Source organism: Burkholderia sp. B21-005 (assembly GCF_020843965.1).
Lineage (GTDB): Bacteria > Pseudomonadota > Gammaproteobacteria > Burkholderiales > Burkholderiaceae > Burkholderia > Burkholderia ambifaria.
This window is the reverse complement of record NZ_CP086302.1, coordinates 1,180,398-1,206,155: the sequence shown is the minus strand read 5'-3', so window position 1 is coordinate 1,206,155 and position 25,758 is coordinate 1,180,398. Positions and strand designations below refer to the sequence as shown.

The 25,758-nt window shown below is 66.9% G+C and carries 23 protein-coding genes; 3 read left to right on the top strand and 20 right to left on the bottom strand.

All coding sequences use genetic code 11. From position 1 onward, the window contains the following. Positions 1-111: 111 nt before the first annotated feature. Complete coding sequence (locus LMA02_RS21725) at positions 112-1,968, bottom strand: serine aminopeptidase domain-containing protein (protein ID WP_228909752.1); 1,857 nt, start codon at positions 1,966-1,968, stop codon at positions 112-114. Positions 1,969-2,550: 582 nt separating this feature from the next. On the opposite strand from LMA02_RS21725, the gene LMA02_RS21720 reads away from it, so the two are divergent. Both LMA02_RS21720 and LMA02_RS21715 read left to right on the top strand, forming a co-directional pair. Further along, the gene (locus tag LMA02_RS21720) at positions 2,551-3,810 is read left to right on the top strand and encodes a flippase (protein WP_228909751.1); all 1,260 of its coding nucleotides are present in this window, start codon (positions 2,551-2,553) and stop codon (positions 3,808-3,810) included. A 492-nt stretch (positions 3,811-4,302) separates the two neighbouring features. Then, positions 4,303-6,504, top strand: a complete 2,202-nt coding sequence (locus LMA02_RS21715; protein WP_228909750.1) for a glycoside hydrolase family 3 C-terminal domain-containing protein — start codon at positions 4,303-4,305, stop codon at positions 6,502-6,504. Between the two features lie 65 nt (positions 6,505-6,569). Here LMA02_RS21715 and LMA02_RS21710 read toward each other — a convergent pair whose 3' ends face one another. Beyond that, positions 6,570-7,817 (bottom strand): NAD(P)/FAD-dependent oxidoreductase, encoded by a 1,248-nt coding sequence (locus LMA02_RS21710; protein ID WP_228909749.1) that lies wholly within the window; start codon positions 7,815-7,817, stop codon positions 6,570-6,572. Between the two features lie 110 nt (positions 7,818-7,927). Between LMA02_RS21710 and LMA02_RS21705 the strand changes: the two genes are divergently transcribed. Beyond that, positions 7,928-8,647, top strand: a complete 720-nt coding sequence (locus tag LMA02_RS21705; RefSeq protein ID WP_228910072.1) for a class I SAM-dependent methyltransferase — start codon at positions 7,928-7,930, stop codon at positions 8,645-8,647. A gap of 44 nt (positions 8,648-8,691) precedes the next feature. Here LMA02_RS21705 and LMA02_RS21700 read toward each other — a convergent pair whose 3' ends face one another. Genes LMA02_RS21700 through LMA02_RS21615 form a run of 18 tightly spaced genes read right to left on the bottom strand, consistent with a single transcriptional unit; the run spans position 8,692 to position 25,602 of the window. Continuing rightward, complete coding sequence (locus LMA02_RS21700) at positions 8,692-9,126, bottom strand: excinuclease ABC subunit A (RefSeq protein ID WP_228909748.1); 435 nt, start codon at positions 9,124-9,126, stop codon at positions 8,692-8,694. A gap of 11 nt (positions 9,127-9,137) precedes the next feature. After that, positions 9,138-9,560: a signal peptidase gene (locus tag LMA02_RS21695; protein ID WP_228909747.1), complete on the bottom strand. Its 423-nt coding sequence runs from the start codon at positions 9,558-9,560 to the stop codon at positions 9,138-9,140. 32 nt (positions 9,561-9,592) lie between these two features. Beyond that, positions 9,593-10,831, bottom strand: a complete 1,239-nt coding sequence (locus LMA02_RS21690) for a beta-ketoacyl synthase N-terminal-like domain-containing protein (RefSeq protein ID WP_228909746.1) — start codon at positions 10,829-10,831, stop codon at positions 9,593-9,595. Further along, entirely contained in the window at positions 10,828-12,057 is a 1,230-nt protein-coding gene (locus LMA02_RS21685; protein WP_228909745.1) for a beta-ketoacyl-ACP synthase, read from the bottom strand. Before LMA02_RS21685 ends, LMA02_RS21690 begins: the two co-directional genes overlap by 4 nt. Further along, entirely contained in the window at positions 12,057-12,782 is a 726-nt protein-coding gene (locus LMA02_RS21680; protein WP_228909744.1) for a 3-ketoacyl-ACP reductase FabG2, read from the bottom strand. The genes LMA02_RS21685 and LMA02_RS21680 overlap by 1 nt, the downstream gene beginning before the upstream one ends. Beyond that, positions 12,779-13,282, bottom strand: a complete 504-nt coding sequence (locus LMA02_RS21675; protein WP_228909743.1) for a hotdog family protein — start codon at positions 13,280-13,282, stop codon at positions 12,779-12,781. The genes LMA02_RS21680 and LMA02_RS21675 overlap by 4 nt, the downstream gene beginning before the upstream one ends. Before the next feature lies 1 nt (position 13,283). Further along, positions 13,284-14,471, bottom strand: coding sequence for a beta-ketoacyl-[acyl-carrier-protein] synthase family protein (locus LMA02_RS21670; protein ID WP_228909742.1), 1,188 nt, complete (start codon positions 14,469-14,471; stop codon positions 13,284-13,286). Then, positions 14,468-16,879, bottom strand: a complete 2,412-nt coding sequence (locus LMA02_RS21665; protein ID WP_228909741.1) for an MMPL family transporter — start codon at positions 16,877-16,879, stop codon at positions 14,468-14,470. The genes LMA02_RS21670 and LMA02_RS21665 overlap by 4 nt, the downstream gene beginning before the upstream one ends. Then, positions 16,876-17,562 carry a LolA family protein gene (locus LMA02_RS21660; protein WP_228909740.1) on the bottom strand — a complete coding sequence of 229 codons (687 nt, stop codon included), beginning with the start codon at positions 17,560-17,562 and terminating at the stop codon, positions 16,876-16,878. The genes LMA02_RS21665 and LMA02_RS21660 overlap by 4 nt, the downstream gene beginning before the upstream one ends. Further along, complete coding sequence (locus tag LMA02_RS21655) at positions 17,553-17,981, bottom strand: acyl-CoA thioesterase (RefSeq protein WP_228909739.1); 429 nt, start codon at positions 17,979-17,981, stop codon at positions 17,553-17,555. Before LMA02_RS21655 ends, LMA02_RS21660 begins: the two co-directional genes overlap by 10 nt. Then, positions 17,978-19,588: an HAL/PAL/TAL family ammonia-lyase gene (locus LMA02_RS21650; protein ID WP_228909738.1), complete on the bottom strand. Its 1,611-nt coding sequence runs from the start codon at positions 19,586-19,588 to the stop codon at positions 17,978-17,980. The genes LMA02_RS21655 and LMA02_RS21650 overlap by 4 nt, the downstream gene beginning before the upstream one ends. Then, positions 19,575-21,281: a glycosyltransferase family 2 protein gene (locus LMA02_RS21645; RefSeq protein WP_228909737.1), complete on the bottom strand. Its 1,707-nt coding sequence runs from the start codon at positions 21,279-21,281 to the stop codon at positions 19,575-19,577. Before LMA02_RS21645 ends, LMA02_RS21650 begins: the two co-directional genes overlap by 14 nt. After that, positions 21,278-22,969, bottom strand: a complete 1,692-nt coding sequence (locus LMA02_RS21640) for an AMP-binding protein (RefSeq protein ID WP_228909736.1) — start codon at positions 22,967-22,969, stop codon at positions 21,278-21,280. Before LMA02_RS21640 ends, LMA02_RS21645 begins: the two co-directional genes overlap by 4 nt. Continuing rightward, positions 22,966-23,607 (bottom strand): hypothetical protein, encoded by a 642-nt coding sequence (locus LMA02_RS21635; protein WP_228909735.1) that lies wholly within the window; start codon positions 23,605-23,607, stop codon positions 22,966-22,968. Before LMA02_RS21635 ends, LMA02_RS21640 begins: the two co-directional genes overlap by 4 nt. Next, complete coding sequence (locus tag LMA02_RS21630; RefSeq protein ID WP_228909734.1) at positions 23,604-23,852, bottom strand: acyl carrier protein; 249 nt, start codon at positions 23,850-23,852, stop codon at positions 23,604-23,606. The genes LMA02_RS21635 and LMA02_RS21630 overlap by 4 nt, the downstream gene beginning before the upstream one ends. Further along, complete coding sequence (locus tag LMA02_RS21625) at positions 23,849-24,154, bottom strand: phosphopantetheine-binding protein (protein WP_011658619.1); 306 nt, start codon at positions 24,152-24,154, stop codon at positions 23,849-23,851. Before LMA02_RS21625 ends, LMA02_RS21630 begins: the two co-directional genes overlap by 4 nt. Further along, entirely contained in the window at positions 24,129-24,923 is a 795-nt protein-coding gene (locus LMA02_RS21620) for a lysophospholipid acyltransferase family protein (protein ID WP_228909733.1), read from the bottom strand. The genes LMA02_RS21625 and LMA02_RS21620 overlap by 26 nt, the downstream gene beginning before the upstream one ends. Then, the gene (locus tag LMA02_RS21615; RefSeq protein WP_228909732.1) at positions 24,907-25,602 is read right to left on the bottom strand and encodes a beta-ketoacyl synthase chain length factor; all 696 of its coding nucleotides are present in this window, start codon (positions 25,600-25,602) and stop codon (positions 24,907-24,909) included. The genes LMA02_RS21620 and LMA02_RS21615 overlap by 17 nt, the downstream gene beginning before the upstream one ends. Positions 25,603-25,758 lie beyond the last annotated feature (156 nt).

The following is a 25,758-nucleotide window of genomic DNA, read 5'->3' as shown; positions in this document are numbered from 1 at the left end:
GGATTGGACACCACGGCGAACGGCGCGTCTGTGAGCGACCCCACCGAACGCCGATCTTCATGCCCAACGGGATCGCGCCCCCAAGCGTCGACGCAAGGGGCGCGGCCCGCATCACGATTGGCCGACCGACACGTTCGCGTACGATCGCGCGGCCGCATCCTGCGTGGCCGGATCGGCGACGCGCGCGACCGGCCAGGCCGAGTCGCGGCCCAGCGCCTGCATGCACAGGTCGATCACGATGTCCGTGCCCGCCGCGCCGTACACCGCGTGGTCGACCCGCGGCTCGAGATGCAGACGCACGTGACGCGAGCGCCGGAACGCGTGCTCGATCGCGCCGAAGTGACGCCGGACATCGTCGATGCCGGGATCGAGCGCGCCGTACACCAGCGTCGTCCAGACGTTGCGCTGCGCAAGGTCATGCATCACGCCGCGTGGCGTGCCGCAGCGCGGCTTCCACCCGACGCGCGCGGCGAGCGCCTTCGCCGGCACGCTGACCCGCGCGATCGCATTCGCGGCCACGGCCCGCACGATCGGACGCAGGTCGCGCCGCTCCCGCACGAGGCGCTTCCACTTCTGCCAGTCGCGCACCGACAGCCAGTAGCCGCGCACCGAGTTGTTCCGCTGCTTCTGCACCGCTTCGAGCGTGAGCCCGGCCGGCCACACGAAGCGCGCGAGATTGATCGCGATCACGCCGCCGAGCGACGGCGTCTTCAATGCCGCATGCAATGCCGCATAGGCACCCGAACAAATGCCGGCCGCGACCACCTCGGGATGGCCGAGCGCGCGCAGCCAGTCCGCAGCAGCGGCCACGTCTTCGCTCGACTGCGTCGAATACACGACATCCGACTGATCGTCGGGCGCGGCGGACCCGCTATCGCCGACGCCATGCACGTCGATTCGTAGCGTCGTCACGCCGGCACGTGCCAGCGTGCGTGCGAGCCGGACGCTGAAGCGCCCTTCGCCGCTGCGCGGATTCGTCGACGTGTTCGCGATCACGACCGCCGGGCCGACCGGCTTCGCCGGCCGCGTATCGGCGGGCCGGCACAGCACGCCGACCAGCCGGTCCGGACCGACTGCGACGACCTGCTCGGTCATGTCGTTCATGTCGAGCGCGACGGCCGACTCGCCATTCCATGCCGGGTCCGCTCGGGACGTGGTGTCGGTGCCGGCCGGCTTATGCGGCGCGCGTTCGGCGATCCAGTTCGCGAGCGTGTCGATCGCGGCAAGCGGCAAGCGCGAGCGCGTACCGTCCAGCATCGTCGTCGGCCATTCGCGGAACGGATCGCTCGTCACGTCCACGCCGCGCGCGAGCAACGCGTCGCGCAATGCCGGCCCGTCGCCCTGATCGGGCTGGATCAGCAGCATCGCGCCGGGCAACGTCGGCGCATCGCGCACGACGTCGCACAGGTCGAGCGCCTTCAGCGCATCGACGAAATCGGCGGGAAAGCGGTGCCCGAGCACGTTCATGCACGGTTCGTCGCGATGCGCGACGCGGATTGCGGGCGATGTGGTGTCGAGCCACTGGCGATGCACGAACGACAGCTCGCGCAGGTAGGCGCGGCCACGCACGACCGGCGCGAGCGCCACCAGCGCATCGACGCGCGGCGACGGGCGCGGACCCATCCCCGCGGCGGCCAGCATTGCGAACAGCGCACCCGCGCGAATCCCGACGAGCGTCAGCGCGGTGATGCCGGCCTGGTCGCGCAACAGGTCGATCGCGTCGTGAATGCTGGCAATGCACGCGGCATGCCGACCGGCGTCGCGATCGTCGCCGGCCGAGTCACCGGTGCACGGATAGTTGAATCGCAATACCGTGACGCCGTCGCGGGCCAGCCGCTCCGCGATCGCCCGCATGAGCTTGTGCGTCCACGAAGCCTCGTGCCCCAGCGATTCGCACAGGATCACGCCTTGTGTCGTCTGTCCTTCGTGCAGCCACCCCACGCAGCTGCCGAACGTTATCGGCTTCAATCGGTACTCCTCGGATCGGTATTTGTTATCGGGTGCGGACACGCGCCCCGGCGGCCCCACCGGGATCGGCCATTCCGCGATCGTGCGACTAGTCGGCGAACGCAAGGCCTTCGGGTAACGGACTGCCGCCGCGCCCCTGCGCGCCCCGCTCGCCCTTCGCCATGCGTCGTCGTGCTCCCGTCGCCCAGGGACGGCGGTGGTCGGCCCGAGTCGTCATCAAGCCCTTTGCGCGCTGAACCAGAACAGTGCGCTCGATTAGAGCACCGGGCCCGAGCGTCCTTCGGTGCGCCAGCTTACAAATGCATTCGTCACTGCGGCGATACAACGATGCGCGCCGACGCGCGATTCGCGTCGCACGCGCGCACGGAATCCGCGAACGGTAGGCTCGCGAACACAGGCGTCTCGCGCGGCCCGTATCATGACCGCCATACGATGTGGCCGTGTCCGGCATCGCCGGGCGAAACCGGCGCCCGCCGGAACGGGCCGCGAACCCACGCAGCCGGGCCAGCGCCGGCCGGCCGCGCGAGCGCACGGCGGCCCGCACTCTGCCGCCATGCGACACTCACGGCGCCGACCGAGCGAATGTCAAACATCAAGAAGAACTTCCTGCTGCTGCTGACGTTGCAGATTTCGATGTACGCGGTGCCGCTGCTGATCGCACCGCTGCTGACGCACGCGCTGGGGCCTGAGGGTTACGGACAGCTCGCGTTCTCGCTCGCGGTCATCGCCTACCTCACCAACTGCACGAGCTACAGCTTCGACCTGACCGCGACGCCGCGCATCGCGCTCGCCCGCGACGACCGCGCCGAACGCTCTCGCATCTTCTGGGCGACGTTGTACGCGCAGATCGGCATCGCCGTGATCTGCTTCATCGTGCTGATCGTGCTGACCTTCCTGGTCGAGCGCTTCGGCAAAGACCGCGACCTGCTGCTGATCGGTTTCGGGATGGTAGCCGGCGTGGCGTTTACGCCGGGCTGGTATTTCCAGGGCATGGAGAAGCTGCGCGCGCTGAGCGTGATCCTGTTCATCGGCCGCATCCTGAGCCTGCCCGCGATGTTCGCGCTCGTGCACAGCCCGGCGGATATCGACCGCGCGATGATCGTCAACGCCGCCGTGCCGACGCTGTCCGCGATCGCGCTCGCCGCCTATCTGTATTTCCAGCGGGAAATCGACTTCGTGCGCGTCGGCGTCGCCGACATCGCCGAATCGCTGAAAGGCGGCTGGCAGGTGTTCCTCGCGTCGACGTCGATCGCGTTCTACGCGTCGACCAACACCGTGCTGCTCGGCTTCGTGTCGGGCAACGTCGCGGCCGGCTATTTCACCGCCGGCGACAAGCTGATCCGCGCGGCGCTCAGCATGCTCCAGCCGCTGAAGGCCGCGACCTATCCACGCATCAGCTACCTGATGCGGCACGCACGCAACGACGCGTTCTCGTTCCTGCGCAAGCTGTTCGTCGTGCAGGTCGTGATGGTGCTCGGCATCTCGCTCGCGATCTTCTTCGGCGCGCCGCTTGCCGTGCGCATCCTGTATGGCCCTTCGTACGAACCGACGGTCCAGGTGCTGCGCTGGATGGCATTCGTTCCATTCATGGCCGGGATGACCGACTTGTTCGGCGTGCAGACGATGCTGCCGCTCGGCATGAAATCGGCGTTCACGCGGATCCTGATGTCGTCGGGCATTCTGAACATCGTGCTGGTGCCCGTGCTCGCGAAGTACTTTGCGGAACTGGGCGCGGCCGCCGCCGTGCTGACGGCCGAGGCCGCGGTCGCCGCGGCGCTCGCGACCGTCGTCTATCGCGCCGGGATTCCGCTGCCCGGCAGCCCTGTCGCTCGACGCGGCTAGCGCGTCGGCCGTGCTGCCCGGCTTTCTCGTGGCGGCCAGAATCCGATGGTGTTCCCTTCGATGCGCGCACAACGAACCGCATCGCGCTGCGCGCCTTCCTCCCTTCCCGAACGCCCGCGCGCAGGTACTTCTTACTCCGCCGCGAACACTCGATCGGGAACGATGACCGTCTTTTTCCGGCGCCGAGCGATCGCATCGAAAAAAGATCATACGTATCGGTAGAAACACCGATGCTGTAGTCAAACTACATTCGTACGATTGGTCCCTGCAGAGAATCGCTACATCCGATTCGGCAGTGTCGGGCGGTCCGCGTCGCCGTCCGCGTTGTCCGATCGGGCCCAACCGGCCGTAACGATTCCCCGCCTGGCCTGGCATGCCGACGCGCAATCACCCTGCATCGCCAGCCGAATGCGTTCGATGCGAATCCATCGGACGTACGCAGCTCCAGACATCATCCGAACAACAACCGGCAATACGATCATGGAGAGCAACATGCGGGACACACTCTGGCCGGCCGCCGTCCTGGCGGCGACCCTCTGCACCAGCGTCTATGCGGGCAACGCCGATTTCAACTCACCGGGCGATGCCGCCGACGCATTCGCGTCGTCCGCCGCGCAGCGGCGCGCCGACCTCCTCGTGCGCAAGATGACGCTCGACGAAAAACTGCAGTTCATTCATTCGCAATACGAAATGTCCAAGGTGCCGGGCGGTGGCGCCGGCTACATCCAGGGCGTGCCGCGGCTCGGCATTCCCGATCTCAACATGGTCGACTCGGCGACCGGCTCCGGCAGCACGTCGCTCGCGAGCACCACCTTTCCCGCGACGATCGCCGTCGCCGCGAGCTGGGATCGCCGCCTGTCGTACGACTACGGCAAGCAGGTCGCGATCCAGTTGCGTGCGCAAGGATTCGGCATGGGTCTCGCCGGCGGCACCAACCTCGCGCGCGAGCCGCGCGGCGGCCGGCTGTTCGAGTATCTCGGCGAGGATCCGCTGCTCGCCGGCGACCTGCTCGCGGAGCGCACGCTCGCCACGCAGCGGCAGAAAGTCATCGCGACCATCAAGCACTATGCCGGCAACGAACAGGAGCACGGCCGGATGGGCGGCAACACGCAGATCGACGAACGCACGCTGCGCGAGCTCTACCTGCTGCCGTTCGAGATCGCCGCGAAGCGCGGGCAGCCCGGCAGCGTGATGTGCAGCTACAACCGCCTGAACGGCACGTACGCGTGCGAGAACAATCACCTGCTGAACGACGTGCTGAAGAACGAATGGGGCTTCCAGGGCCAGGTGCAATCCGACTGGGGCGCCGCGCACAGCACGGCCGCCTCGATCAACGCCGGGCTCGACGAGGAAGAGGACGTCGGGCCGAGCGTCTACCTGACGCCCGCCGCCGTCAAGCAGGCGATCTCGAACGGCTCGGTGTCGACCGCGCGTCTCGACGACATGGTGCGCCGCAAGCTGGCCGTGATGATCCGCGTCGGCGTGATGGACAATCCGGCCAAGGGCGGCGGCACCATCGATTTCGCGGCCGCGAACCGGTTCGCGCAGGGCGTCGCCGAGCAGTCGATCGTTCTACTGAAGAACGATGGCAACCAGTTGCCGCTGGCCGCGTCCGCCCTGTCGCGGATCGCCGTGATCGGCGGCCACGCCGATGCGGCCGTGCTGTCGGGCGGCGGCTCGGGCAACACGCGCGATCCGGTCACCGGTTCGTTCGCGGGCTGCGGCGGCCTGACGTTCGGTTCGTCGACGGGCTGCAGCTGGTGGCGCAATCCGTGGCTGAAGGTCGACGTGCCGATCGTCGCGGCGATCCGCGCGCTCGCGCCGGCGGCGCAGGTCACGTTCGCGGGCAACAGCGACCAGCAGTCGCCGTTCCGCGCGTACACGCAGCAGGAAATCGACCAGGCCGCGGCGCTCGCCGGGCGCTCGGACGTCGCGATCGTCGTGGTCGCGCAGCCGGCCGGCGAGGATTTCGGCGACCTGCAGAGCCTGAGCCTCGCGAACCCGTCGAACCAGGATGCGCTCGTCGAAGCGGTCGCGCGTGCCAACCCGCACACGATCGTCGTCGTGCAGAGCGGCAATCCGGTGCTGATGCCGTGGAAGGACAGCGTGTCGGCGATCGTCGAGGCATGGTATCCGGGCGAAGGCGGCGGCAAGGCGATCGCGAACGTGCTGTTCGGCGCGGTCAATCCGTCCGGCAAGCTGCCCGTCACGTTCCCGGCGCGCGACGAGGATTCGCCGGCGTGGAGGCAAGGCGGCGCGTTCGAGAACGATCCCGTCTACGCGGAGAAGCTGAACATGGGGTATCGCTGGTACGACGCGCGCAACATCAAGCCGATGTACGAATTCGGCTACGGGCTGTCGTACACGCACTTCGCGTATTCGGGGCTGTCGGTGTCGCGGCAACGGGACGGCTCGCTGAGCGTCGCGTTTACCGTGCGCAATGACGGCCGCGTCGCAGGCGCGGAAACGCCACAGGTCTATCTCGGCGTGCCGTACAAGGACGAACCGCCGAAGCGGCTGGTCGGCTGGGAGAAGATCCGGCTGAACCCGGGCGAGGCACGGCATGTGCGCGTGACCATTTCACCGCGGATGCAGAGCGTGTGGGATACGTCGCGAAACGGCTGGAAGGTCGTGCCGGGCGGGACCGTGTATGTCGGCGCGTCGTCGCGCGACATCCGGCTGCAGGGGAGCTGAGCAACGGTGATGCAATGGCGGGCGCCGGACGAAACATCGCTCGGCGCCCGCCTCGATTCACCGAATCACCCGAGGCCACCGGCACGGCAGAATTCGGCGAGCACGTCGAGGCCGCGCGCCGGTTCCCGTACGAACGGATTCGACTCGTCCCACGCATAGCCGGCCAGAATCGAGCAGACCATGCGCTTCACGTCGGACGCCTTGTCTTCATGAAACACGATGTCCTGAAGCGCCCCTGAGTACCAGCGCTCGACGAATGCGCGGAACGTGTCGATGCCCTTGCGCAGCGCGATGTCGTAATCGCGCGTCCAATCGACCGTCTCGCCGCGCAACTGACGTTCGAGCACGGCGACTGCCAGTTGCGCGGAGCGCATCGCGATCGTCACGCCGGACGAGAAGATCGGATCGAGGAATTCGCCCGCGTTGCCAAGCAACGCATAGCCGCGCCCGTGCAGGTGCTCGACATTCGACGCATAGCCCGCGATGCGACGCACCGGCATCACGAACGGCTTGCCGCCGACGAGCCGCGACAACGTCGGCTCGCTCTGCAGCAATTCCCGCAGCAACGATTCCTGTTGCGCTTGCGGCACGTCGAGAAAACCGGCGTCGGCCACGCAGCCGACCGACGAGCGCCCGTTCGTCAGCGGGATCATCCAGAACCACACGTCGCGACGCTCCGGATGGACGGCAATGCAGATCTTGTCGCGATCGGTCGACCCGGCCGGCAGACTGTCTTCGACGTGCGAAAAGATTGCCGCGCGCGTCGGCATGCCGGTCGGCGCCTCGAGATCGAGCAGGCGCGGCAGCACGCGGCCGAATCCGCTGGCGTCGAGTACGAACGACGCTTGAACGGCGTATTCGCTCCCCGCTTCGTCGACGACATCGAGCCGTTGCGTCTCACCCGGATGGAAAGCATGCACGGTATGGCCGAATCGCACGTCCGCGCCCTGTTCCGCCGCACAACGGATCAGCAGATCGTCGAATGCGGCGCGTTCGACCTGATAGGCTGTCCCCCAACCGTCGGAAAACTTTTCCCGGAAATCGAACGACGACATCCTGTCGCGATAAACAAAATAGGCGCCGTTCTTGAACTGGAAGCCGGCTTCGACGACGGCCTGCAACATACCCGCCTCTTCGAGATACTGCATGCTTTGAGGCAACAGACTCTCGCCGATCGAAAAGCGCGGAAAATGCTGGCGCTCGAGCACCAGCACGGAACGGCCCGCCCTGCGCAACAACGCGGCCGCGACCGCGCCGGACGGCCCCGCCCCGATGATCGCGACGTCGACGGAATTCGATTTCATTTCACTCATGCTTGCCGTTCCATTTCGATGGATTGGATATCTTACGTTTCTCACGCCACGATCTGGCGTTGCAAATTACAATAGGCGATCAACAAATCCAACATTCCGACGAGAGGCCCATGACGTCCTGCCGCACGCACGCCCCCGCCTATGTTCCCGAAACCCGCTTCGGCATCTGGTTTCTTCGCACGCATACCTGGGAGCATCACGTGCTTAGGGTGGCCATCGACGACCTCAAGCAGCTCATCGGCGCGCCCCTGCCGAAAGCCCCCGTCATCCTCGATGCGGGATGCGGTCAGGGCAAGTCGTTCCGCCTGCTCAACGAAGCGTTCGCGCCCGGCAAAATCATCGGCATCGATTGTCACGACGACTCACTCACGCATGCGTCGGAAGCGGCGCGTCGCTGCGCCACGCCCGTCGAACTGCATCATGCGGACTGCACGCAGATCCCGCTCGCCGATTCGAGCGTCGACATCGTGTTCTGCCATCAGACCTTTCACCATCTCGTCGACCAGGAGCATGCGCTGGCCGACTTTCGCCGCGTGCTGAAACCCGGCGGGCTGCTGCTGTTCGCGGAATCGACCGACGCGTACATCAAGTCGTGGGTGATCCGGCTGCTGTTCCGTCATCCGATGGAGGTTCAGAAAAGTGCCGACGGCTATCTTGCCATGCTGCGCGATGGCGGGTTCACGTTCGACGCCCGCAATGTGTCGTTCCCGTACCTGTGGTGGAGCCGCGCGAAAGACTTCGGACTCCTCGAGCGCATCGGCCTGTACGCACCGAAGCCGGGCAAGCGCCGCGAGACGCTCGTAAACGTCGCCGCGCGCAAGCCCGCCTGAGTGACGGAGGCCCCCGTTCGGCGGCCCCGTCCGACACGCGCCGGCTAAGGCTTCAGCGTCACGACCTCGCCGGTGAGCGCCGCGCCCGCCACGATCGCGCCGGCCCCGCACGTGAACTCGGTCGTACTCGAACGCAACACGTTGCGGTAATTGCTCTTGATGCCGACGACGGCATTGCCGCCTTCCTTTCGCGCGCGCGCCTGCAGTTCGATTACTGCGGACAGGAACACATGCTGGCACGCCGCCTCGTCGCGCTTGCCGAACGAGTTGGTCTTCTTGTTCGTCGCGAACGTGCCGTACGACTTGAGCACGCGAGGATGCGACTGATCACCGAAATAGAGCGCGACGCCGTCGTCGAGCTTTCCTTGCTCGCTCTTCAACGCGTTCTCGATCGGATAGTCGTTGATCGTGTCTCGTGCGTGCGCGGCCGACGCGACGAACGTCGCGCCGAGCAGCGTCAGTGCGATGCGGTATCTCACGTGTGCTCCCGTTATTGCGCGTTCAGCTGCACGACGTCGCCCGACACGGCAATCGCGCCGGCGCTGCCGCTCACGCCGCACGTATATTCGGTCGTCGAATCCGAACGCTTTTCATGAAAGCGCGTCGTCACATTGACGACCGCATTCCCGCCATGATTCTTCGCGTAGATGCGAAGACGGTTCAACGCTTCGGCCAGCGCCTGGTCGCACGTCGGCTGCTCCCCTTCGATGCGACGCACGCGCACCGATTCCGAACGCGGACCGATGCTGGTCTTCACGTCCGGATGCGGCTGCGTGCCGAAATAGATCGCGACGCCGTTCGTGTCCGGCGCCGTTGCTGCCGCCGGCAGCGGCAGCGAACGCACCACGGTACCGCACCCCGTCAGCAACGACGCGGCCACCAACATGCCGGCCAGATGTCCTTTGTGCTTCATTGTTATCGTCCTCTCAGCTCAGTAAGTTCACTTCAATCGCCCTTCCAGGCGTCCAACAACACACTGGCGCAACTGCCGCCGAATCCGAACGACACTGACAGCGCGCGCTCGATCGAGCATTCGCGCGCGGTACGCACGAGCGGCATGCCGGCGATCGCCGGATCGGGCGCGAGACCGACCGCGGTACCCGCGACAAAACCGTCGCGCATCATCAGCATCGTGTAGATCGCTTCATGCGCACCGCTCGCGCCGAGCGGATGCCCCGTCATTCCTTTCGTTGACGAGAATGCCGGCACGTCGCCACCGAATACGTCGCGGAGCGCCTCAAGTTCCTCGACGTCGCCGAGCAGCGTCGACGGCGCATGCGTGTTGACGTAGTCCGGACGCCGCCCGCTGCCGTCGAGCGCGCCACGCATCGCGCGCGCGATCCCCGGCGCATGAGGTGCCGCCATGCCGGCGTTGTCCGTGGCCTGGCCGAACCCGCTGATTTCCGCGTAAATTCGCGCGCCGCGCGCACGCGCATGCTCGAGCGATTCGAGCACGAGAATGCCCGCGCCCGACGCGATCACGAAGCCGTCGCGGCCGAGCACATACGGGCGCGATGCGCACTCCGGCGTATCGTTGAAACTGCTCGACAACGCGCCCATCGCGTCGAACATCAGCGTCATGTTGTCGTGCAGTGCCTCGCTCCCGCCGGCCAGCACGATGTCCTGGTACCCGGAGCGAATCCAGTGCGCCGCCTGCCCGATCGCCAGCGCCGCGCTCGTGCAGGCGGACGACGGTGAGTACGACACGCCTTCGATGCCGAACAATTGCGCAACGCATGCCGACGCCGTGCTGCTCATCGCTTTCGGCACGACATAAGGCGGCGTCTTCTCGATACCGCGATGCCGCGCGATCTCCATCGCGTCGTCGTAGTCGGCTATCGATCCGATGCCCGACCCCACGATCGTGCCCGCGCGCGGCGAACGCAGCATCCCGGCGTCGAGCCCTGCATCGTCGAGTGCCGACGCGGCCGCATGCGCGGCGAACCGCGCGGTATCGCCCATGAAGCGCTCGTGCTTGCGCGCGAATCGCGCCGCCGACGCCACGCTCGCCACCCCGGCGACCTGACTGCGAAAACCGCGCTCGCGCCACGCGTCGACGCGGCTCACCCCCGAGCGGCCGGTGCGCAGCGCGTCCGATACTTCGGCCAGCGAATTGCCGAGGCACGACACGATGCCGAGCCCCGTGACCACGACGCGCGTCGCCGCGCTGCCGACCGCCGTCATGCGCCGATCCGGCGGAAGATCAACGACGTGTTGATCCCGCCGAACGCGAAGTTGTTGCTCATCACGAATTCCGCATCGATCCGGCGTGCGTCACCGATGATGTAGTCGAGCGGCGCGCAAGCCGGATCGACCGTGGTGAGATTGAGCGTCGGTGCATACCAGTTGCGCTTCATCATTTCAATCGTCCACCATGCCTCGAGTGCGCCGCACGCGCCGAGCGTGTGACCGACATAGCTTTTCAGCGAACTGATCGGCATGCGTTCGCCGAACACGGACGCCGTCGCATGACTCTCCGCCACGTCGCCCCGATCGGTCGACGTACCGTGCGCGTTCACGTAGCCGATCGCGTCGGCGTCGAGCGTCGCATCGCTCAGCGCGAGACGCATGGCGACCGCCATCGTCTCGGCGGTCGGCTGGGTAATGTGCGCACCGTCGGAATTGCAGCCGAAGCCGACGATCTCCGCATGGATCGTCGCGCCGCGCGCGACCGCGTGCTCGTACTCCTCGAGCACCAGCGTCGCCGCGCCCTCGCCAACCACCAGACCGTCGCGATCGGCATCGAACGGCCGTGGCGTCAGGTGCGCGGCATCATTGCGCGTACTGGTCGCATACAGGGTATCGAACACGGCCACCGCCGGGCCGGACAATTCTTCCGCGCCGCCCGCCAGCATCAGCGCTTGTTTGCCCGCCGCAATCGCTTCGTACGCATAGCCGATCGCCTGGCTGCCCGACGCGCATGCGGACGATGTCGGCACGATCCGGCCTTTCAGATCCCAGAACAGGCTGACGTTGACGGCCGTGGTATGGGGCATCATCTGCACGTAGCTGTTCGACGTGACGTCCCGCATCGAGCCCGTTTCGAGCATCGTGCCGAATGCCCGGATCGGTTCGACCGATCCCGACGACGATCCGTACGCGACGCCCATCCGGCCGTCACGGATCGATGCATCGTCGGACAACCCCGCATCCTCCAGCGCCAGTTCGCTCGCTCGCACCGCGTACATCGACACCGGCCCCATCGAACGCGTCTTCTTGCGCGGATACGTGGGCGGTAGTTCGAACGCCGGCAACGGACACGCAAGCCGCGTATGCAGCGCCTCGAAGCAATCCCATTCCGGCATGCACCGCACCGCGTTGCGCCCGTCGCGCAAGCGCGCTTCGATTTCCGGCCAGCGTTGACCAAACGCGGTCACACCGCCCATTCCCGTCACGACCACTCGCTTCATCACACCATCCCGCCGTTGACGCCGATCACTTGCCGGGTGACGTAGCTCGCCGCATCCGACATCAGGAAACCGACCACCGCGGCGACTTCGTCGGGCTGGCCGACGCGGCCCATCGGCACGGTCTTCAATGCGTGTTCCAGCGGCACATCGTCGAGCATGCCGGTGTCGACCAGCCCGGGCGCCACGCAATTGACCGTGATCTTGCGCGACGCCAGCTCGACCGCCAGCGCCTTGGTCGCGCCGATCAGGCCGGCCTTCGCGGCGCTGTAATTGACTTGGCCGCGATTGCCCATCACGCCGGACACGGACGCGATCGTCACGATGCGGCCGCCGCCGCGCAGGCGCACCATCGGCATGGTCAGCGGATGAACGACGTTGTAGAAGGCGTCCAGCCCGGTTTCGATCACGATGTCCCAGTCCTCTTCGGACAGCGCCGGAAACGCGCCATCCCGCGTCACGCCCGCGCAACAGACGATCCCGTAGTACGCGCCGTTCGTTTCGACATCGGCCTCCAGTTCCCGCCGGCACGCCGCACGGTCGCGCACGTCGAACTGCAGCACGCTTGCCGTGCCGCCCTGCGCGCGAATCGTCGCGGCCACGGCTTCCGCGTCGTCGCGGCCGGTGCGGCAATGCACGGTCACGGCGAAACCGTCGGACGCCGCGCGCAGCGCCACGGCGCGGCCGATGCCGCGACTCGCCCCTGTCACGAGAACTCGCCGAGTCATGAATTGAAGCTCCTCTCGATAAAAGATTGAAAATCGTTTGGTTGGTACACCTTGACGACGGCTTCCGCGCAACACTGGCCGTCGGCATGAATCGCGCATTCGTATGCGCCATGCCCCTCATCGCCGCGCAGCAGTTCCCGCGCGACGATGCGCAGCGTCGTGTCGGCGCCGAACGCCGTGCGATGCGCGAGATAGCGGTTGGCCCCGAGCAACACGCCCGGTTTCGCGCGGCCGCCCGCGTGCGCGGCGAGCAGGCCGACATGCGCGGCGATCGCCTGCGCCATCAGCTCGATGCCGATCCACGCCGGCATGGCGCCATTGCCGTCGACATACCACGCATCGCGGCGCGCGAGCGCGCTGACCTCGATGCCGGTTTCCGAGCAGCGGTCGATCGCGTCGAGCAGCAGCATCGTGCCGCGATGCGGCAACACGTCCCGCACGTCGCCGACGGGAATATCCGCGCCGCCATGCAGCGCGTCGATCAATGGTGCGGCATCCATGTCAGCCTCCCAGAATCAGGCTGGCATTGCTGCCGCCGAATGCGAACGAATTGCTCATCACGTAGCGTCCTGTTGCCTCGCCTGCCAGACGCTGCTCGCGGTCGACCAGGTCGAGTCCCGGCAGCGCCGGGTCGCGCTCGCCGTCCCAGACGTGCGTCGGCAGCGCGATCCCGCGCGCCAGCGTCAGCCAGCCGAATCCAAGCTCGGTCGCGCCCGCCGCGCCGAGCATGTGTCCTGTCAGCGGCTTGGTGCCGCTCGCCGGTACGCCGTGCGGAAACACCCGTGCCATCATGTTCGCTTCCATCTCGTCGTTCAGACGCGTCGCCGTCGCGTGCAGGTTCACGTAGCCGATCGCGGACGATGCCACGCCGGCGTCCGCGAGCGCGGCGCGCAGCGCGTCCTCCGCGCCGCAGCCCGCCGGATCCGGCGCCGAGATGTGGTGCGCATCGCTCGACTCGCCGACGCCGGCCAGCCGGACCGCCGCTTCATCGCGACTCATCACGAACAGCGCGGCGCCTTCGCCGATATTGATGCCGTTCCGGTTTCGGCTCATCGGATTGGTCCGACCCGGGCTGACCGATTCGAGCGACGCGAAGCCCTGCAGCGTCAGCTCGCACAGCGAATCCGCGCCGCCGACGACGACCGCGTCGCACAGCTTCAGCCGCAGCAGGCGGCGCGCGGCCGCGAATGCCTTGGCACTCGATGTGCACGCGGTCGACAGCGTATAGGCTGGCCCGGCCACACCCAGCACCGCGCGCACGAACGGCGCCGCCGTGCCGATTTCCATCTGTCGATAATCGAATCCGGCAGGCATCGTGCCCGTCGCGGCACGCTGCGCAAGCGCCTGCTCCGCCGCCTGGATGCCGGACGTACTCGTGCCGATCACGACGCCGATCCGGCGCGGACCGTAACGTGCGATCGCCGCGTCGACGAAGGATCCGATCTGCGCCAGCGCGGCAAGCAACAGCCGATTGTTCCTGCAATCGAAATGCGCGAGCGAGGTTGGCGGCTCGACGTCGAGCGCGGCACGCACGCTCCCGATCCAGCCGCCGGCAACGCCATCGGTACCCGGCGCCATGCCCGGCGCGACGCCGGCGCGCAATGCGTCGACGATTTCGTTGGTGGTTGCGCCGAGCGCGTTGATCATGCCGGGCGCGGACAGGTAGACCGGCGTCAGTCTGGAATTCATGCGCGCCCCTCCTTCGCGGACGGCGTGGCAAGCGGCGCGAACAGCACCGAAAAAACGATGCCCATCGCGAGGGTCGTGCCAAAGCTGCGCAACGCGGGCATCGCGCTCGCGCCGAGCATCCCGAACGACAGCAACGTCGTGGCCGCCGACAGCAGCACGCCGGTCCATACGGCGCCGAGACCAGCCGCGTCCCGCATGCAGCCTTCCCGGAGGAACACCGCGTAGTTGGCGCCCACGCCGAGCACCAGCATCAGCGCGAGCCAATTGAAAAGCGTGAGCGGCACGCCCGCATAACCGAACGCCGCGAGCGTCAACGCGATGGCGAACACGACCGGCAACGTCGTCGCGATACCGCCGCGCACGCCGTATCGCCACATCAGCAGCGCGGCGACCACGACCAGCGCCCCGACCAGCCACAGGCCGCTGTCGACCCGATAGGCGCCGAACAGGCTCGACACGCTCGCGGCCTTGTCGACCCACGACACGCCCGGCAGCGTGCGCGCAAGCGCCGCGAAAGTCGCCACGTTCGCCGCGTCGACCCGTTCCGGAATCGCCAGTGCCGCATCGACGGGGCCGGTGCCGCCGTCGACTCGCCCGAGCCACAGGTGCCGGAACGGGGCCGACCAGCGTGCCGCCAGCCACGTATCGACGGACAGCGTCGCCGGGGCATCGACGGAATACGCGCGAATCCACGCGTCGGCGACCTCGTCGCGGAAGCCTGCGTGCGCCAGGGTCGCACGCAGTGCAGCGGCATCGGCAAACACGTGCGTGCCCAGCACGGCGCGATTGTGTGCCTGCTGCTTCGCCGACGGCACGAACGTCGCGATCGACTGGACGCGGCCGACGCGCTGCTGATCGAGTGCCCCGAGCAGCACCTCGGAACGCTCGAGCACCTCTTCCGGAGACGCGCCCTGGACGACGAAGAACTGCGCGGTGTTTGCCAGCCCGACCGCCGCGCGGATATTGCTTTCCTGTCGGGCGAGGCCCGCATCGCGCTGGATCAGCAGATGAATGTCGTCGTCGCTCTTCAGGACGACCCACCCCGGAATCGCAACCAGCGCCACCAGCACGGCGGCGGCCACGGCGCGCCGCCCTGCCAGCAGCGACTGCCAGCCGTTCAGCAGGCGAGCCGCGCACGAGAACACGCGGGACGGCGCGCTTCGGGGCGGCTGAGTAAGCATGAGCGGCAAAAAGCCGGTGACCGCCGCGAACGCGCTGAGGATCCCGACGATCGCAAAGCATGCGATCTGCTTGAGTGCCGGGAACGGCACCCACATCAGAATCGCGTAACCCAGCAGGCTGGTCGCCAGCGCCACCGCGAGTGCCGGCCTGACCGCCGCCGCGCCGCGCCGCGCATCCCATTGCCGCCCGGCTGAAAGGTAGGCGACGAAATACTGGATCGAATAGTCGACCGCCTCGCCGATCAGGCTCACGCCGAATACCAGCGTCAGCAGGTGCAGCTTGCCGAATATCAACAGCGTCGCGGCCAGCGCACACACGATGCCGAATGCCGTCGACGCAAACGCGAGCACCAGCAGGCGCGGCGACCGGAATACGCTCATCAGCAGCAGCGCGATGCCGGCCAGCGACACCGCGCCGATCACGTGCACGTCGCGCTCGGCACTGGCGCGCGCCGCTTCCGCATAGAACACCGCGCCGGCCCGTTCGACGCGAACGCCGCGGAAGTCGGCCGCGAGTGCGCGTTCCGCGTCGGCAGTCGCGACACGTACCGCGTGCTGGACCTGGGATTCATAGGCCGACCCCGCCAGCGACGTCATCACGAGCACGCCCGTTGCGCCAGCGCGATGCGACACCAGCATGCCGTCTTCGAGCGACAGGTTCGATGCCGCGAGCGGCAGCTCGCCGAGCCAGTGCTGCAGCCAGCCAAACGGATCGTCCGCCACGGCAGTCTGCAGACCGTCGACGGGCGGCGCGTAGAGCCGCCGGACGAGCCGTTCGCCGAGCGCGGCGTCGCCTTGTTCGAGCGACCGGCGATCCGCGTCCGTCAGCAGACCGAAACGGGCGGGCATGTAAGTCGCCGCGATCTGCGACAGGTCGAACGGCGGCACTTCGACGGTCACCGAACGAAATGCCCCGCTCGCACCGAGCCGCGCGCCAAACTGCTTCGCGGCAGCCTTGGCACGGTCGGCATCCCGATCGGTCACCAGATAGACGGTGCGATTGCCGAGCACATCGCCGAGCACGTCGACGGCTCGTTCGGCAACCGGATTCGCTTCGGTGGCCGGCAGCAACGCAAGCAGGTTCGTCTGCAACGGTGCGGGCCCGCTGAAGCGCCACACGATGAACGCGATCGCAACCAGCGCGACGAGCAGCCATGCGGTGCACAGCACGCGCCGCCGGCCGCGCTCGCCCGATGCGTCGATCGCGTCCCGCGCCGTATTCATCATCGTGCCTCCAGCCAACCGCGCTCGACCGGCGCGGGCGCGTCGACCGGCGTCGGCCGCACGAACTCGAGCACGGTCACATTGCCGTTCGCAAACGTCATGTCGAGCTTGCCGAGATAGGCACCGCCGCTCATTTCGAGCACGCGGATCGCCTGTGCCAGCTGCGGCTGGTTCGGCCGCAACACCATCCGCCACCGTTCCGGCGTGCCGCTCGCTTCGACGTCGAATTGCGCATACAGTGCCGACAGGTCACCGCCGAGCATGTCGCGCATCATGCGCGACACTTGCGCGACGCCGCGGCCACCGCCGCCCGGCGCGACGAGGCGTCCGTCCGCCCCGACCTCACGCATGCCGCCGTCGGTGATCACATAAGTGGCCTTGTAGGGTGTCTCGATGCGCCAGACGACGCCCGACCTGCGATCGAACAACATCGATCCTGTGCTGACGAGCGGCTGCTTCATCGCCGACAGCGTCTGTGTCTGCCGAAAATCCGCGCGAATCGCGCCGACTCGTGCCAGCCGCGTCGCGACATCGGCAACGAGCGCGGCGTTCGCCGGCCGGGCCACCGCTGTGGCCGCTGTGGCCGCGGTCGGCGCCGGAGCGGCCGCCAGCTCGCCGCCGGCGAGCATCATGCATGCGCCGAGCATCGTCGCCGCAAACCGTCTGGAGCGCAGCGTCAGGCCCATTGCGCACGCACCCTTTCGATCAAGGCCGGCGGCGACACGAACTGCAGTTCGCGCGTCGTCGCATCGATCGCCAGTTGCACCGTATAACCCTTCGTCAAACGCTCGCCGGAGGCTGCGTCGAGGATGTCGTAACCGATCTTCAGCCGGTTCTCGAATTCGAGGAGCGTCGCGCGCACGTCGAGCTGCTGGCTGTAATGGGCGGGACGGACGTATTTCAGATGCGCCTCCACCACCGGCCACACGTAGCCCGACGCCAGCATCGCCGGATAGTCGTAGTCGATCATGCGCAGCAGTGCGGCGCGGCTGCTTTCGAAGTACTTCAGGTAATGCCCGTGCCAGCAGACATTCATTGCGTCGACATCGTGGAACAGCACCTCGACGCGTGCGGTCGCGGTGAGCGGCGCGCGGTTCTCGTTCATGCCGCCTCCCCGCGCCGGCATGCGTCGGACGATCCGCCAATCGGCTCGCAGGCGGCCAGGCGCGCGGTCAACGCGCGCAGCTCCGCTTCGAGCGGCCGGTCCTCGACCACCAGCGGCGATTGGCGACCCACATCGTCGATGAACGCGCGCAGCGCGGGCGAAAGCTGCGTGCACGGGTCGTCGCGCAGCCGCAGACGGACGGCCTGCACGGTCGCAAGCACGTGCGCCGCGGCGACCTGTTCAGTCAGGGCCAGCACGCGCAGGCAATCGCGCGCGGCGATCGTTCCCATGCTGACCTTGTCCTGATTGTGCGACTCCGTCGAGCGCGAGAACACGCTCGCCGGCATCGTGTGCTTCAGCGCCTCCGCGGTCCATGCGGAAGACGAGATCTGCACCGCCTTGAACCCGTGGTTGATCGCGGCACGTTCCGCGGTCGCCCCCGTCAGGTTGCGCGGCAGTCCGTTGCTGAACTTGTCGTCGACCAGCAGCGCGAGCTGGCGATCCATCAGGTCCGCGAGGTTGGCCACCGCGGTCTTCAGCGCATCCATCGCGAACGCGATATGGCCGCCGTAGAAATTGCCGCCGTGCAGCACGCACCCTTCGTCCGGATCGATCAGCGGATTGTCGTTCGCACTGTTCAGTTCGTTCTCGATATCGCGACGCATCCACGACAACGCGTCGCGCACCACGCCGATCACGTGCGGCGCGCACCGGACCGAATAGCGATCCTGCAGGCGCCGGCCCGGCAATTCGTCGCGCCCGGCCAGGTCGGCGCGTATCCATGCGGCCGCCTCGGCCTGCCCCGCATGCGGCTTCGCGTCGAACAATCGCGCATCGAAGTGCCCCGCCCGCCCGTCGAGCGCGACCGTCGTCAATGCCGTCAGGCGGGCAGCTATCGACGTCAGGTGCTCGGCACGCGCAAACGCGAGGCAGGCCAGCCCCGTCATGACCGCCGTGCCGTTCATCAGCGCGAGCCCTTCCTTCGGCGCAAGCGTGAGCGGCGCGCGATCGATCGCGCGCCATACGTCCCGCGCGTCGCGCTCGTCGCCGCCGAACGATACGGTGCGCTCGCCGACCAGCGCCGCGGCGACGTAGGACAGCGGTGTCAGGTCGCCGCTTGCCCCGACCGAGCCTTCCGACGGAATGCGCGGCAGGATGCGGTGATTCACCAGATCGGCCAGCCGCTCCAGCAATGTGAACCGCACGCCCGAGTAACCGAACGCGAGCGAATTGAGCCGTGCGACGATGACGGACAACGTCTGCGTCGCGTCGAACCAGTCGCCCATTCCGCATCCGTGATAACGGGTCAGCTGCAGCGGCAACGCTTCGACGAGCGACGGCGGTACCTCGACCACGCAGGCGTCGCCATATCCGGTCGTTACACCGTACAGGGTGCCGCCGTTCGCGAGATAGTCGCGCAGCCAGGTTGCGCCGCGCTCGATCCGCGAGCGCCACGCGGGCGCCGCATTCAGCGCGACCGGCGCACCATCGCGGGCGATCGCGACGACGTCCTCGATCGTCAGATGCCGGTCGCCGATCACGACGGCCGGCCGGCTCGCGTCCGCCGCGGCGGTTGCCGGGACGTCCTTCATGTCATGCTCGGCCACGCGGACCTCCATCGGGCCGCGCCCAGAAATCGAAGAAGTTGAACCATTGATAGGGAGCCTTGCGGCAATAGTGTTCGAGCCGCGCGGCATAGCGCTGTGCCCATTCGGCGACGTGACTCGCGCGCTCGCGGCGCGGCAGCTCGATTCGGTCTGCGAACGGTTCGAAATAGAGCCGGTAGCCGCGCTGCTCCTTCAGGCAGAAGAACAGGTAGACCGGACAGCCGAGCGCATGCGCGAGGATGTAGGGGCCCTGCGCGAACGGGGCCTTCGCGTCGAGAAAACGAGCGTCGACCGTTTTCCCCGAATCATGCGGCGGCACGCGGTCGCCGACGATCACGAGCAGCTCGCCCGCATCGATCCGCGACTGCATCATCATCGCCGTATCCGGCCCGAAGTCCGATACCTCGACCAGTTGCTTGCCGAATGCCTGGTTCGCACCGGCCAGCACACCGGTAAAGCGCTTCGCGTGCTCGGTATAGACGATCGCCGTCACCTTCGTGTGCGCATCGCGCAGCGCAAGCGCCCGTGTCATCTCGAGGTTGCCCAGATGCGCGCCGATCACGAGCGCACCGCGCCCGCTTGCGGCAAGCGCATCGAACGCAGACGAATCGTCGAAGCGCACGTCGAGTTCGTCGAGACGGCCAGACCATGCGACGAACTTGTCGAATCCCGCCTGCGCAAAGGCAAGCATGTGCCGATACGCACTGCGCCATCCCGGCTTCGGCACGGCCGCCGCTTGCGCGTCGCGCAGGCGCGTGATGTACGCATGCGAAGCGGTGCGCGCCGTGCGGTTCGTCAGCACGAAATAGCCGACGATCGGATGCAGCCAGAGCGACGTGAAATCCTTGCCGAACCAGCGGCAGCTCAGGGCCAGCAACGCCATGCCGATCCGGCTGCCGCGTTCCGGCATGCGCCACCATGCGCGCGTGCGCTCCGTCGGCGGCGCGCTGTGCCACCGGATGAGCCGGCGCGTCAGCAGCATCGGCGCGCGCACGAGCATCCCGGCGACGAGCCGTGTGTGGCTCGCGCTGATGCGCACGTTGTCGCGCCAGACGTCGAAATGCGACACGCCGTCGGCCGGGTAGACGACGCGCGTCTCGATCGTCCTGAATGCCAGGCCTCGCCAGTGCAGCCGGACCAGGATTTCGCTGTCGAAAGCCATCCGCGTCGGCATCGATACCGTGTCGATCAGTTCGCAGACGGCGTCGACTGGATAAAGACGAAACCCGCACATCGCATCGGGAATGTCCAGCGACAGCGTTTCGATCCACACCCACGCGTGCGTGAGATAGCGGCCGTACAGGCGCGCCTTCGGCACGCTGTCGTCGAAACGTGGCCGCCCGAGAATCACGGCATCCGGCTCGGCCTCGGCGGCCGCGACGAACTTCGGCACGTCGTCGGCATCGTGCTGGCCATCGGCATCGATCTGGATCGCGTGCCGGTATCCCTGGGTGCGCGCGGCACGCATGCCGGCCATGACGGCCGCACCCTTCCCCCCGTTGACGGGCAACCGCAGCAGCGTCACGGAGCCGGCATACTGCGCGGCCAGCGCGGCCAGCACCCGCTGGGTGGGCTCGTCGCTGCCATCGTCGACCACCAGAATCGGCAGGCCGTGCACGACCAGCCGCGCGAGCGTGCCGCCGATCGCATCGCGATGGTTGTAGATCGGAATGACGATGCAGGTGCCGCTCATGCCGCCGCCGCGCCGTATACCAGTACGCCCGACGTGCATTCCCGGCCGCCGCACCGAAACGCGAAGCGCGCGCAGCCGCGTACCGGATCATGCGCGATACGCAGCGCCAGCACAGCGCCGGGCGGCACGGGTGCCTTGAACTTCAGGTGTTCGATCGAACGGATTTCCCGTACGGCCGGCATCTCGCGGCCGGCAAGGCGCGCGGCCCAGTCGATCTGCACGACCCCGGGCAGGATGGGCAGCCCCGGAAAATGCCCGTCGAAATGCGCGAGCGTGGGCGGCACGCGCAGTTCGTAATGCAACGCGTCGTCGCTGCGCCACGACGCGAGCAGCTCGAACCCTTCCGGCGTGGCCGTAAAGGCCGCCGCCAGCGCGGCGGCCGGCAGCTTCCCGCGTACATCGAACGGCATCGCGTGCCGGAAACGCCAGTAGCGCGGCAATGCGGCCGCATCGAAATAGGCACCGAGCGCATGCCGCAACGTCGTGGCAACGGCAATCCGCCCGTGCTCCGCCAGCGCGTCGCGCCCCGCCGCGCTCAACACCGCGACGACGCCAACGTGTGGCCGCGTCGTGCCGTCGACGACCACCGCGGCCGCCTGCTCGACGTACTCATGCGCGAGTATCCGCGTCTCGAGCTCCGGCAACGAAACGCGCTTGCCGTCGAGCTTGATCACGCGATCGCGCCGTCCCGCGAGCGCGAAGCGGCCCTGCGGGTCGAATCGCGCGGTGTCGTCGGTGTGGTGCCAGCGATCGTGACCGAGATGTGCGGAGCGTACGCACAGTACGCCGTCGTCGTCGCAGCGCACGTCAACGCCCTGCAACGGCTGCCATGCGTGCGAGACGTCCTGACGCCGCCATGCGATGCCGCCGGTTTCGGTGCTGCCGAAGATCTCGAGCGGCGCCGCGCCGAAGGCGTTCGAATAGGCCGCTGCCGCATCGGCCGGCAGCGGGCCGCCCGACGAGAAGAACGCGCACGGCGCGGGTGCCTGCATCGGAAAACCGGACAACGCCGGCCAGCGCATCAGTTGCGACGGCGTCGAGACCACGACACCGCCGCCGTATTCGGCAAGCCGCTGCTGCAGTTGCAACGGCTCGAGCACCGGTGTCCGGTCGAACGCGCGGCCCGCCGCCAGCGGCCACAGGATCCTGAACAGCAGTCCGTAGATGTGGTGATGCGGCACGCTCGACAGCGTCACTGCCGCACCGATCCGGTCGGCCCATTCGCGCTGCAGCGTGCGCACTTCGGCATCGAGCTGCGCGAGCGACTTCCGCACCGGCTTCGCGACGCCGCTGCTGCCGGACGTATAAAGCGTCACCGCGGCCGTCGCGTCGATCCGGCGGACGACGATGGCAGGTTCGCACTCCGTATCGTGCACGCACGCGGCCAATGCCGGCGCATCCAGCACCAGGTCGTATGCATGGGCCAGATCGCCGAGATAGCCGGGCGCGTTGCTGGCCGGAATCACGACTTCGCCCTGCACCGCCGCTACCGCGAAGAATGCGCACGCGAAGTCGTACGGATCGTCCGTGCAGATCGCGACCCGTCGCGCGCCGCTCGCGTCGAGCGTCCGGGCGATGACGTCCACGCGCGCACGCCAATCGCCCAGCGTCAGCACCTCGGCGCCGTCGCGGCAGACCGTCGTGTCGCTATCCGCCGCGGCACACAGCATCTCGTGCAGCGCGATCATGCGACACCCGTGCGCTTTCGTCTAGCGGCAATGACAACGCTGCGCCACAGCCACTCGCCCGCAAGCAACGCACCGATCAGCAGGTACGCGACGAAGCCGTTGTAAAGGGCCCATGATGCACGGCTCCAGTACAACGCCGTGTAGACCGAAAAGCCGCCGTTCACGATGAAGAATGCGCACCACACCTGTGTGACGCGCCGCGTGTAGCGGACGATTTCCGGACTCGGCTCGGGATAGGTCGATCGTGCGAATTTTTCGATCATGGTCGGACCGCGCCGCAGCGTCGCGCCGAACGCGACCAGCAAGCCGGCACTCACACATGCAGGATAGAGATGAAGAAGACGTTCGCTGTCCGTCACGGCAATCGCGACGGACAATGCGGTCAATGCACCCGCCACGCACCAGTCGAGCGTCGTGAGCCGTCGCAGCGCCTTCGCGAGGGTGCCCTTGCCGACCGTGCGTTGCAGCCACAGCAATGCGACGAGCAGGCAACCGACGTAGCGCGGCGACATGCTTTGCCAGGCAAACAGGATGACGAGCGGATAGGCGACAAACAGCACCGCCCTGGCCGCCACACCTGCCCAACGTGGCAAGCCGGTGCCGGTAGTCGTCCGCGTGCCCGTCATCGCCATCGTCATGCGCGCATAAGCAACGCGTGAACCGCGGCGATGACATCGCCGACGGTGCGCACCGACTTGAATTCTTCGGGCTTGATGCGCTTGCCCGTCATCTCCTGAAGCTTGATGGCCAGATCGACCGCGTCGATGCTGTCCAGGTCGAGCTCTTCGAACAGGTGCGTGTCGGGTGTCACGCGCTCCGGCTCGATCGCGAAATTCTCGTGAAAAATGGCGCGGATGCGCTCCAGGATTTCTGCATCGGTCACGAGTGACTCCCCTTTTCCAGCACGGCTTCTTGCGATGCCTGATGCGACTGCTGTTCGGCAATGAACGCCGCCAGTGTGTTGATCGACCGAAAATGCGCTTTCGTGCGCTCGTCGTTCGCGGCGATCGTCAATTGAAACTTCTTACGCAGCATGATGCCGACTTCGAGCGCATCGACGGAATCGAGGCCGATTCCGTCGGTCGAGAACAGCGGCGCATCGTCATCGATATCGTCCACCGTCATGTCGCTGAGATCGAGCATCTCGATCAGAAGCTGCTTAATTTGCAGTTTTAAAGTATCCATACTGAAACAGGCTTTGAGTAATATGCACTTCCACCTCGCGGGCAATACTGCGAGCGGCAATCGACGGCGACGTCACATCCGACGCCAGCCGGTTCAGATCCATGGGCTCAAGCACGTCTATGCGCATGCGAAACGCACGAGACGGCACGTGATACCACTGCAGGGTCTTGGTGAATACCGGCGGATCGCAATCGATCAGCACCGGCTGGATTCGGCTGCGTGACTGCAGCGCCATATGCGCGAAGCCGCGTGAGAACGCATGCAGACGATTGCCACCCGGGCTGCGCGTCCCTTCCGGGAAGACGATCATCGTGTAGCCGGCCGCCAGTTGCCGTGCGCCAGCCTCGACGAGACTGACGGCATCGGCATTGCTCACGTACTCGGCTGCACGGACGATGCCCCAGAAACACGGGTTGCCCCAGTGGCCGCGCTTGACGACGCAGCAGGCCTTCGGCGTCAGCGACAGCAGCACCATGACGTCGAGCCAGGTCGGATGATTGGCGACAACGATTGCGGGACCATCCTTGGCAAGGCGCTCGACGCCGCTCAGTTCGAGCTTCATCACGCCAATGCGCTGCAGCAGCGCGACCAGTACGCGGAAGAAATAATGGATGACGAGCGTCACGCAACGCTGGCGCGAGCGCCGATGCGGCCATAGCGCGCCGACGACGATCGCCAGCACCGAGAACACCGATCCGCAACACGCAAAAAAGGCCAGGCTCATGCCGGTCGCGAACAGGCGCCAGCCGTAGTCAAGCCGCGCGATCATGCCAGCTCCATCGCCAGAATGCGTGTTGGCCACGCCACGACACCGTCGTGCGCGCCGACAGGCAGCGCAGCACTGCCGCGCTTTGCGTACTGGCCGTATCGTCGGCAACGTGTGTGTCGCTCGCGCCGTCAACTTCCATTTCGCAGGTCAGATAGCCGACCGGATCATCGGTGCCAAGCAGCACGGCAAGCCCGACGCTCTCCGGGTCGTCATCGACATCGCCGTATACAGGGTCAGCCGGTTCGTGCGCATAGACGAGCAACACCGGCGATGCCGGCGACGTGTCGTATTGGGAAAATGCTTCGAGCAGCGCGTAGCCGAGGGTTTCATGGCCGGCCGCGATCGCGGTCGCGGGCGATCGGTCGCGCCGTGCGATCCCGAATATGCCCGTGACCGCATTGAGAACGGAGAGACTGAAGGCCGTCGGTGAGACGGGTTCCGCGGCGCCGATGTCGGAGAGAATGCCGGTGGTACGCGTCAGTTCGCCATGACGCGACGCGAATACCATCCGTAACGTATTTTCCGCTCCGGCGCAGTCATAGGCAGCCTGAAGCGCGAGACGCGACAGCCGGCTCAAGCGGCGACGCACCATCGGATCGAGGGCTTCGACGCCCGGCACCCCCGCGGTCGAAATCGACGTCCATCTGGCGATTGGCATGGTCCAATGCAAATCGGCCATTGTTGTTCTCGTTGAGGTGACTTCTCTTGAGTGTTTTTATATAGCGCCGCCGCGTATTCGGCTGTTGCGCTCCGCTTCCCATGCCGAGTGACCGGCATCTCGGTGCGGCGGAACTGTAACAGGACCGTTACAAAAGATCAACGTTACGGCGTGAGA

Coding starts and splice junctions, on each gene's coding strand:
- LMA02_RS21720 (WP_228909751.1), top strand. CDS start 2,551: ATGTCAAACATCAAGAAGAACTTCCTGCTGCTGCTGACGTTGCAGATT.
- LMA02_RS21715 (WP_228909750.1), top strand. CDS start 4,303: ATGCGGGACACACTCTGGCCGGCCGCCGTCCTGGCGGCGACCCTCTGC.
- LMA02_RS21710 (WP_228909749.1), bottom strand. CDS start 7,817: ATGAGTGAAATGAAATCGAATTCCGTCGACGTCGCGATCATCGGGGCG.
- LMA02_RS21705 (WP_228910072.1), top strand. CDS start 7,928: ATGACGTCCTGCCGCACGCACGCCCCCGCCTATGTTCCCGAAACCCGC.
- LMA02_RS21695 (WP_228909747.1), bottom strand. CDS start 9,560: ATGAAGCACAAAGGACATCTGGCCGGCATGTTGGTGGCCGCGTCGTTG.
- LMA02_RS21690 (WP_228909746.1), bottom strand. CDS start 10,831: ATGACGGCGGTCGGCAGCGCGGCGACGCGCGTCGTGGTCACGGGGCTC.
- LMA02_RS21685 (WP_228909745.1), bottom strand. CDS start 12,057: ATGAAGCGAGTGGTCGTGACGGGAATGGGCGGTGTGACCGCGTTTGGT.
- LMA02_RS21680 (WP_228909744.1), bottom strand. CDS start 12,782: ATGACTCGGCGAGTTCTCGTGACAGGGGCGAGTCGCGGCATCGGCCGC.
- LMA02_RS21675 (WP_228909743.1), bottom strand. CDS start 13,282: ATGGATGCCGCACCATTGATCGACGCGCTGCATGGCGGCGCGGATATT.
- LMA02_RS21670 (WP_228909742.1), bottom strand. CDS start 14,471: ATGAATTCCAGACTGACGCCGGTCTACCTGTCCGCGCCCGGCATGATC.
- LMA02_RS21665 (WP_228909741.1), bottom strand. CDS start 16,879: ATGATGAATACGGCGCGGGACGCGATCGACGCATCGGGCGAGCGCGGC.
- LMA02_RS21660 (WP_228909740.1), bottom strand. CDS start 17,562: ATGGGCCTGACGCTGCGCTCCAGACGGTTTGCGGCGACGATGCTCGGC.
- LMA02_RS21655 (WP_228909739.1), bottom strand. CDS start 17,981: ATGAACGAGAACCGCGCGCCGCTCACCGCGACCGCACGCGTCGAGGTG.
- LMA02_RS21645 (WP_228909737.1), bottom strand. CDS start 21,281: ATGAGCGGCACCTGCATCGTCATTCCGATCTACAACCATCGCGATGCG.
- LMA02_RS21640 (WP_228909736.1), bottom strand. CDS start 22,969: ATGATCGCGCTGCACGAGATGCTGTGTGCCGCGGCGGATAGCGACACG.
- LMA02_RS21635 (WP_228909735.1), bottom strand. CDS start 23,607: ATGACGATGGCGATGACGGGCACGCGGACGACTACCGGCACCGGCTTG.
- LMA02_RS21625 (WP_011658619.1), bottom strand. CDS start 24,154: ATGGATACTTTAAAACTGCAAATTAAGCAGCTTCTGATCGAGATGCTC.
- LMA02_RS21620 (WP_228909733.1), bottom strand. CDS start 24,923: ATGATCGCGCGGCTTGACTACGGCTGGCGCCTGTTCGCGACCGGCATG.
- LMA02_RS21615 (WP_228909732.1), bottom strand. CDS start 25,602: ATGGCCGATTTGCATTGGACCATGCCAATCGCCAGATGGACGTCGATT.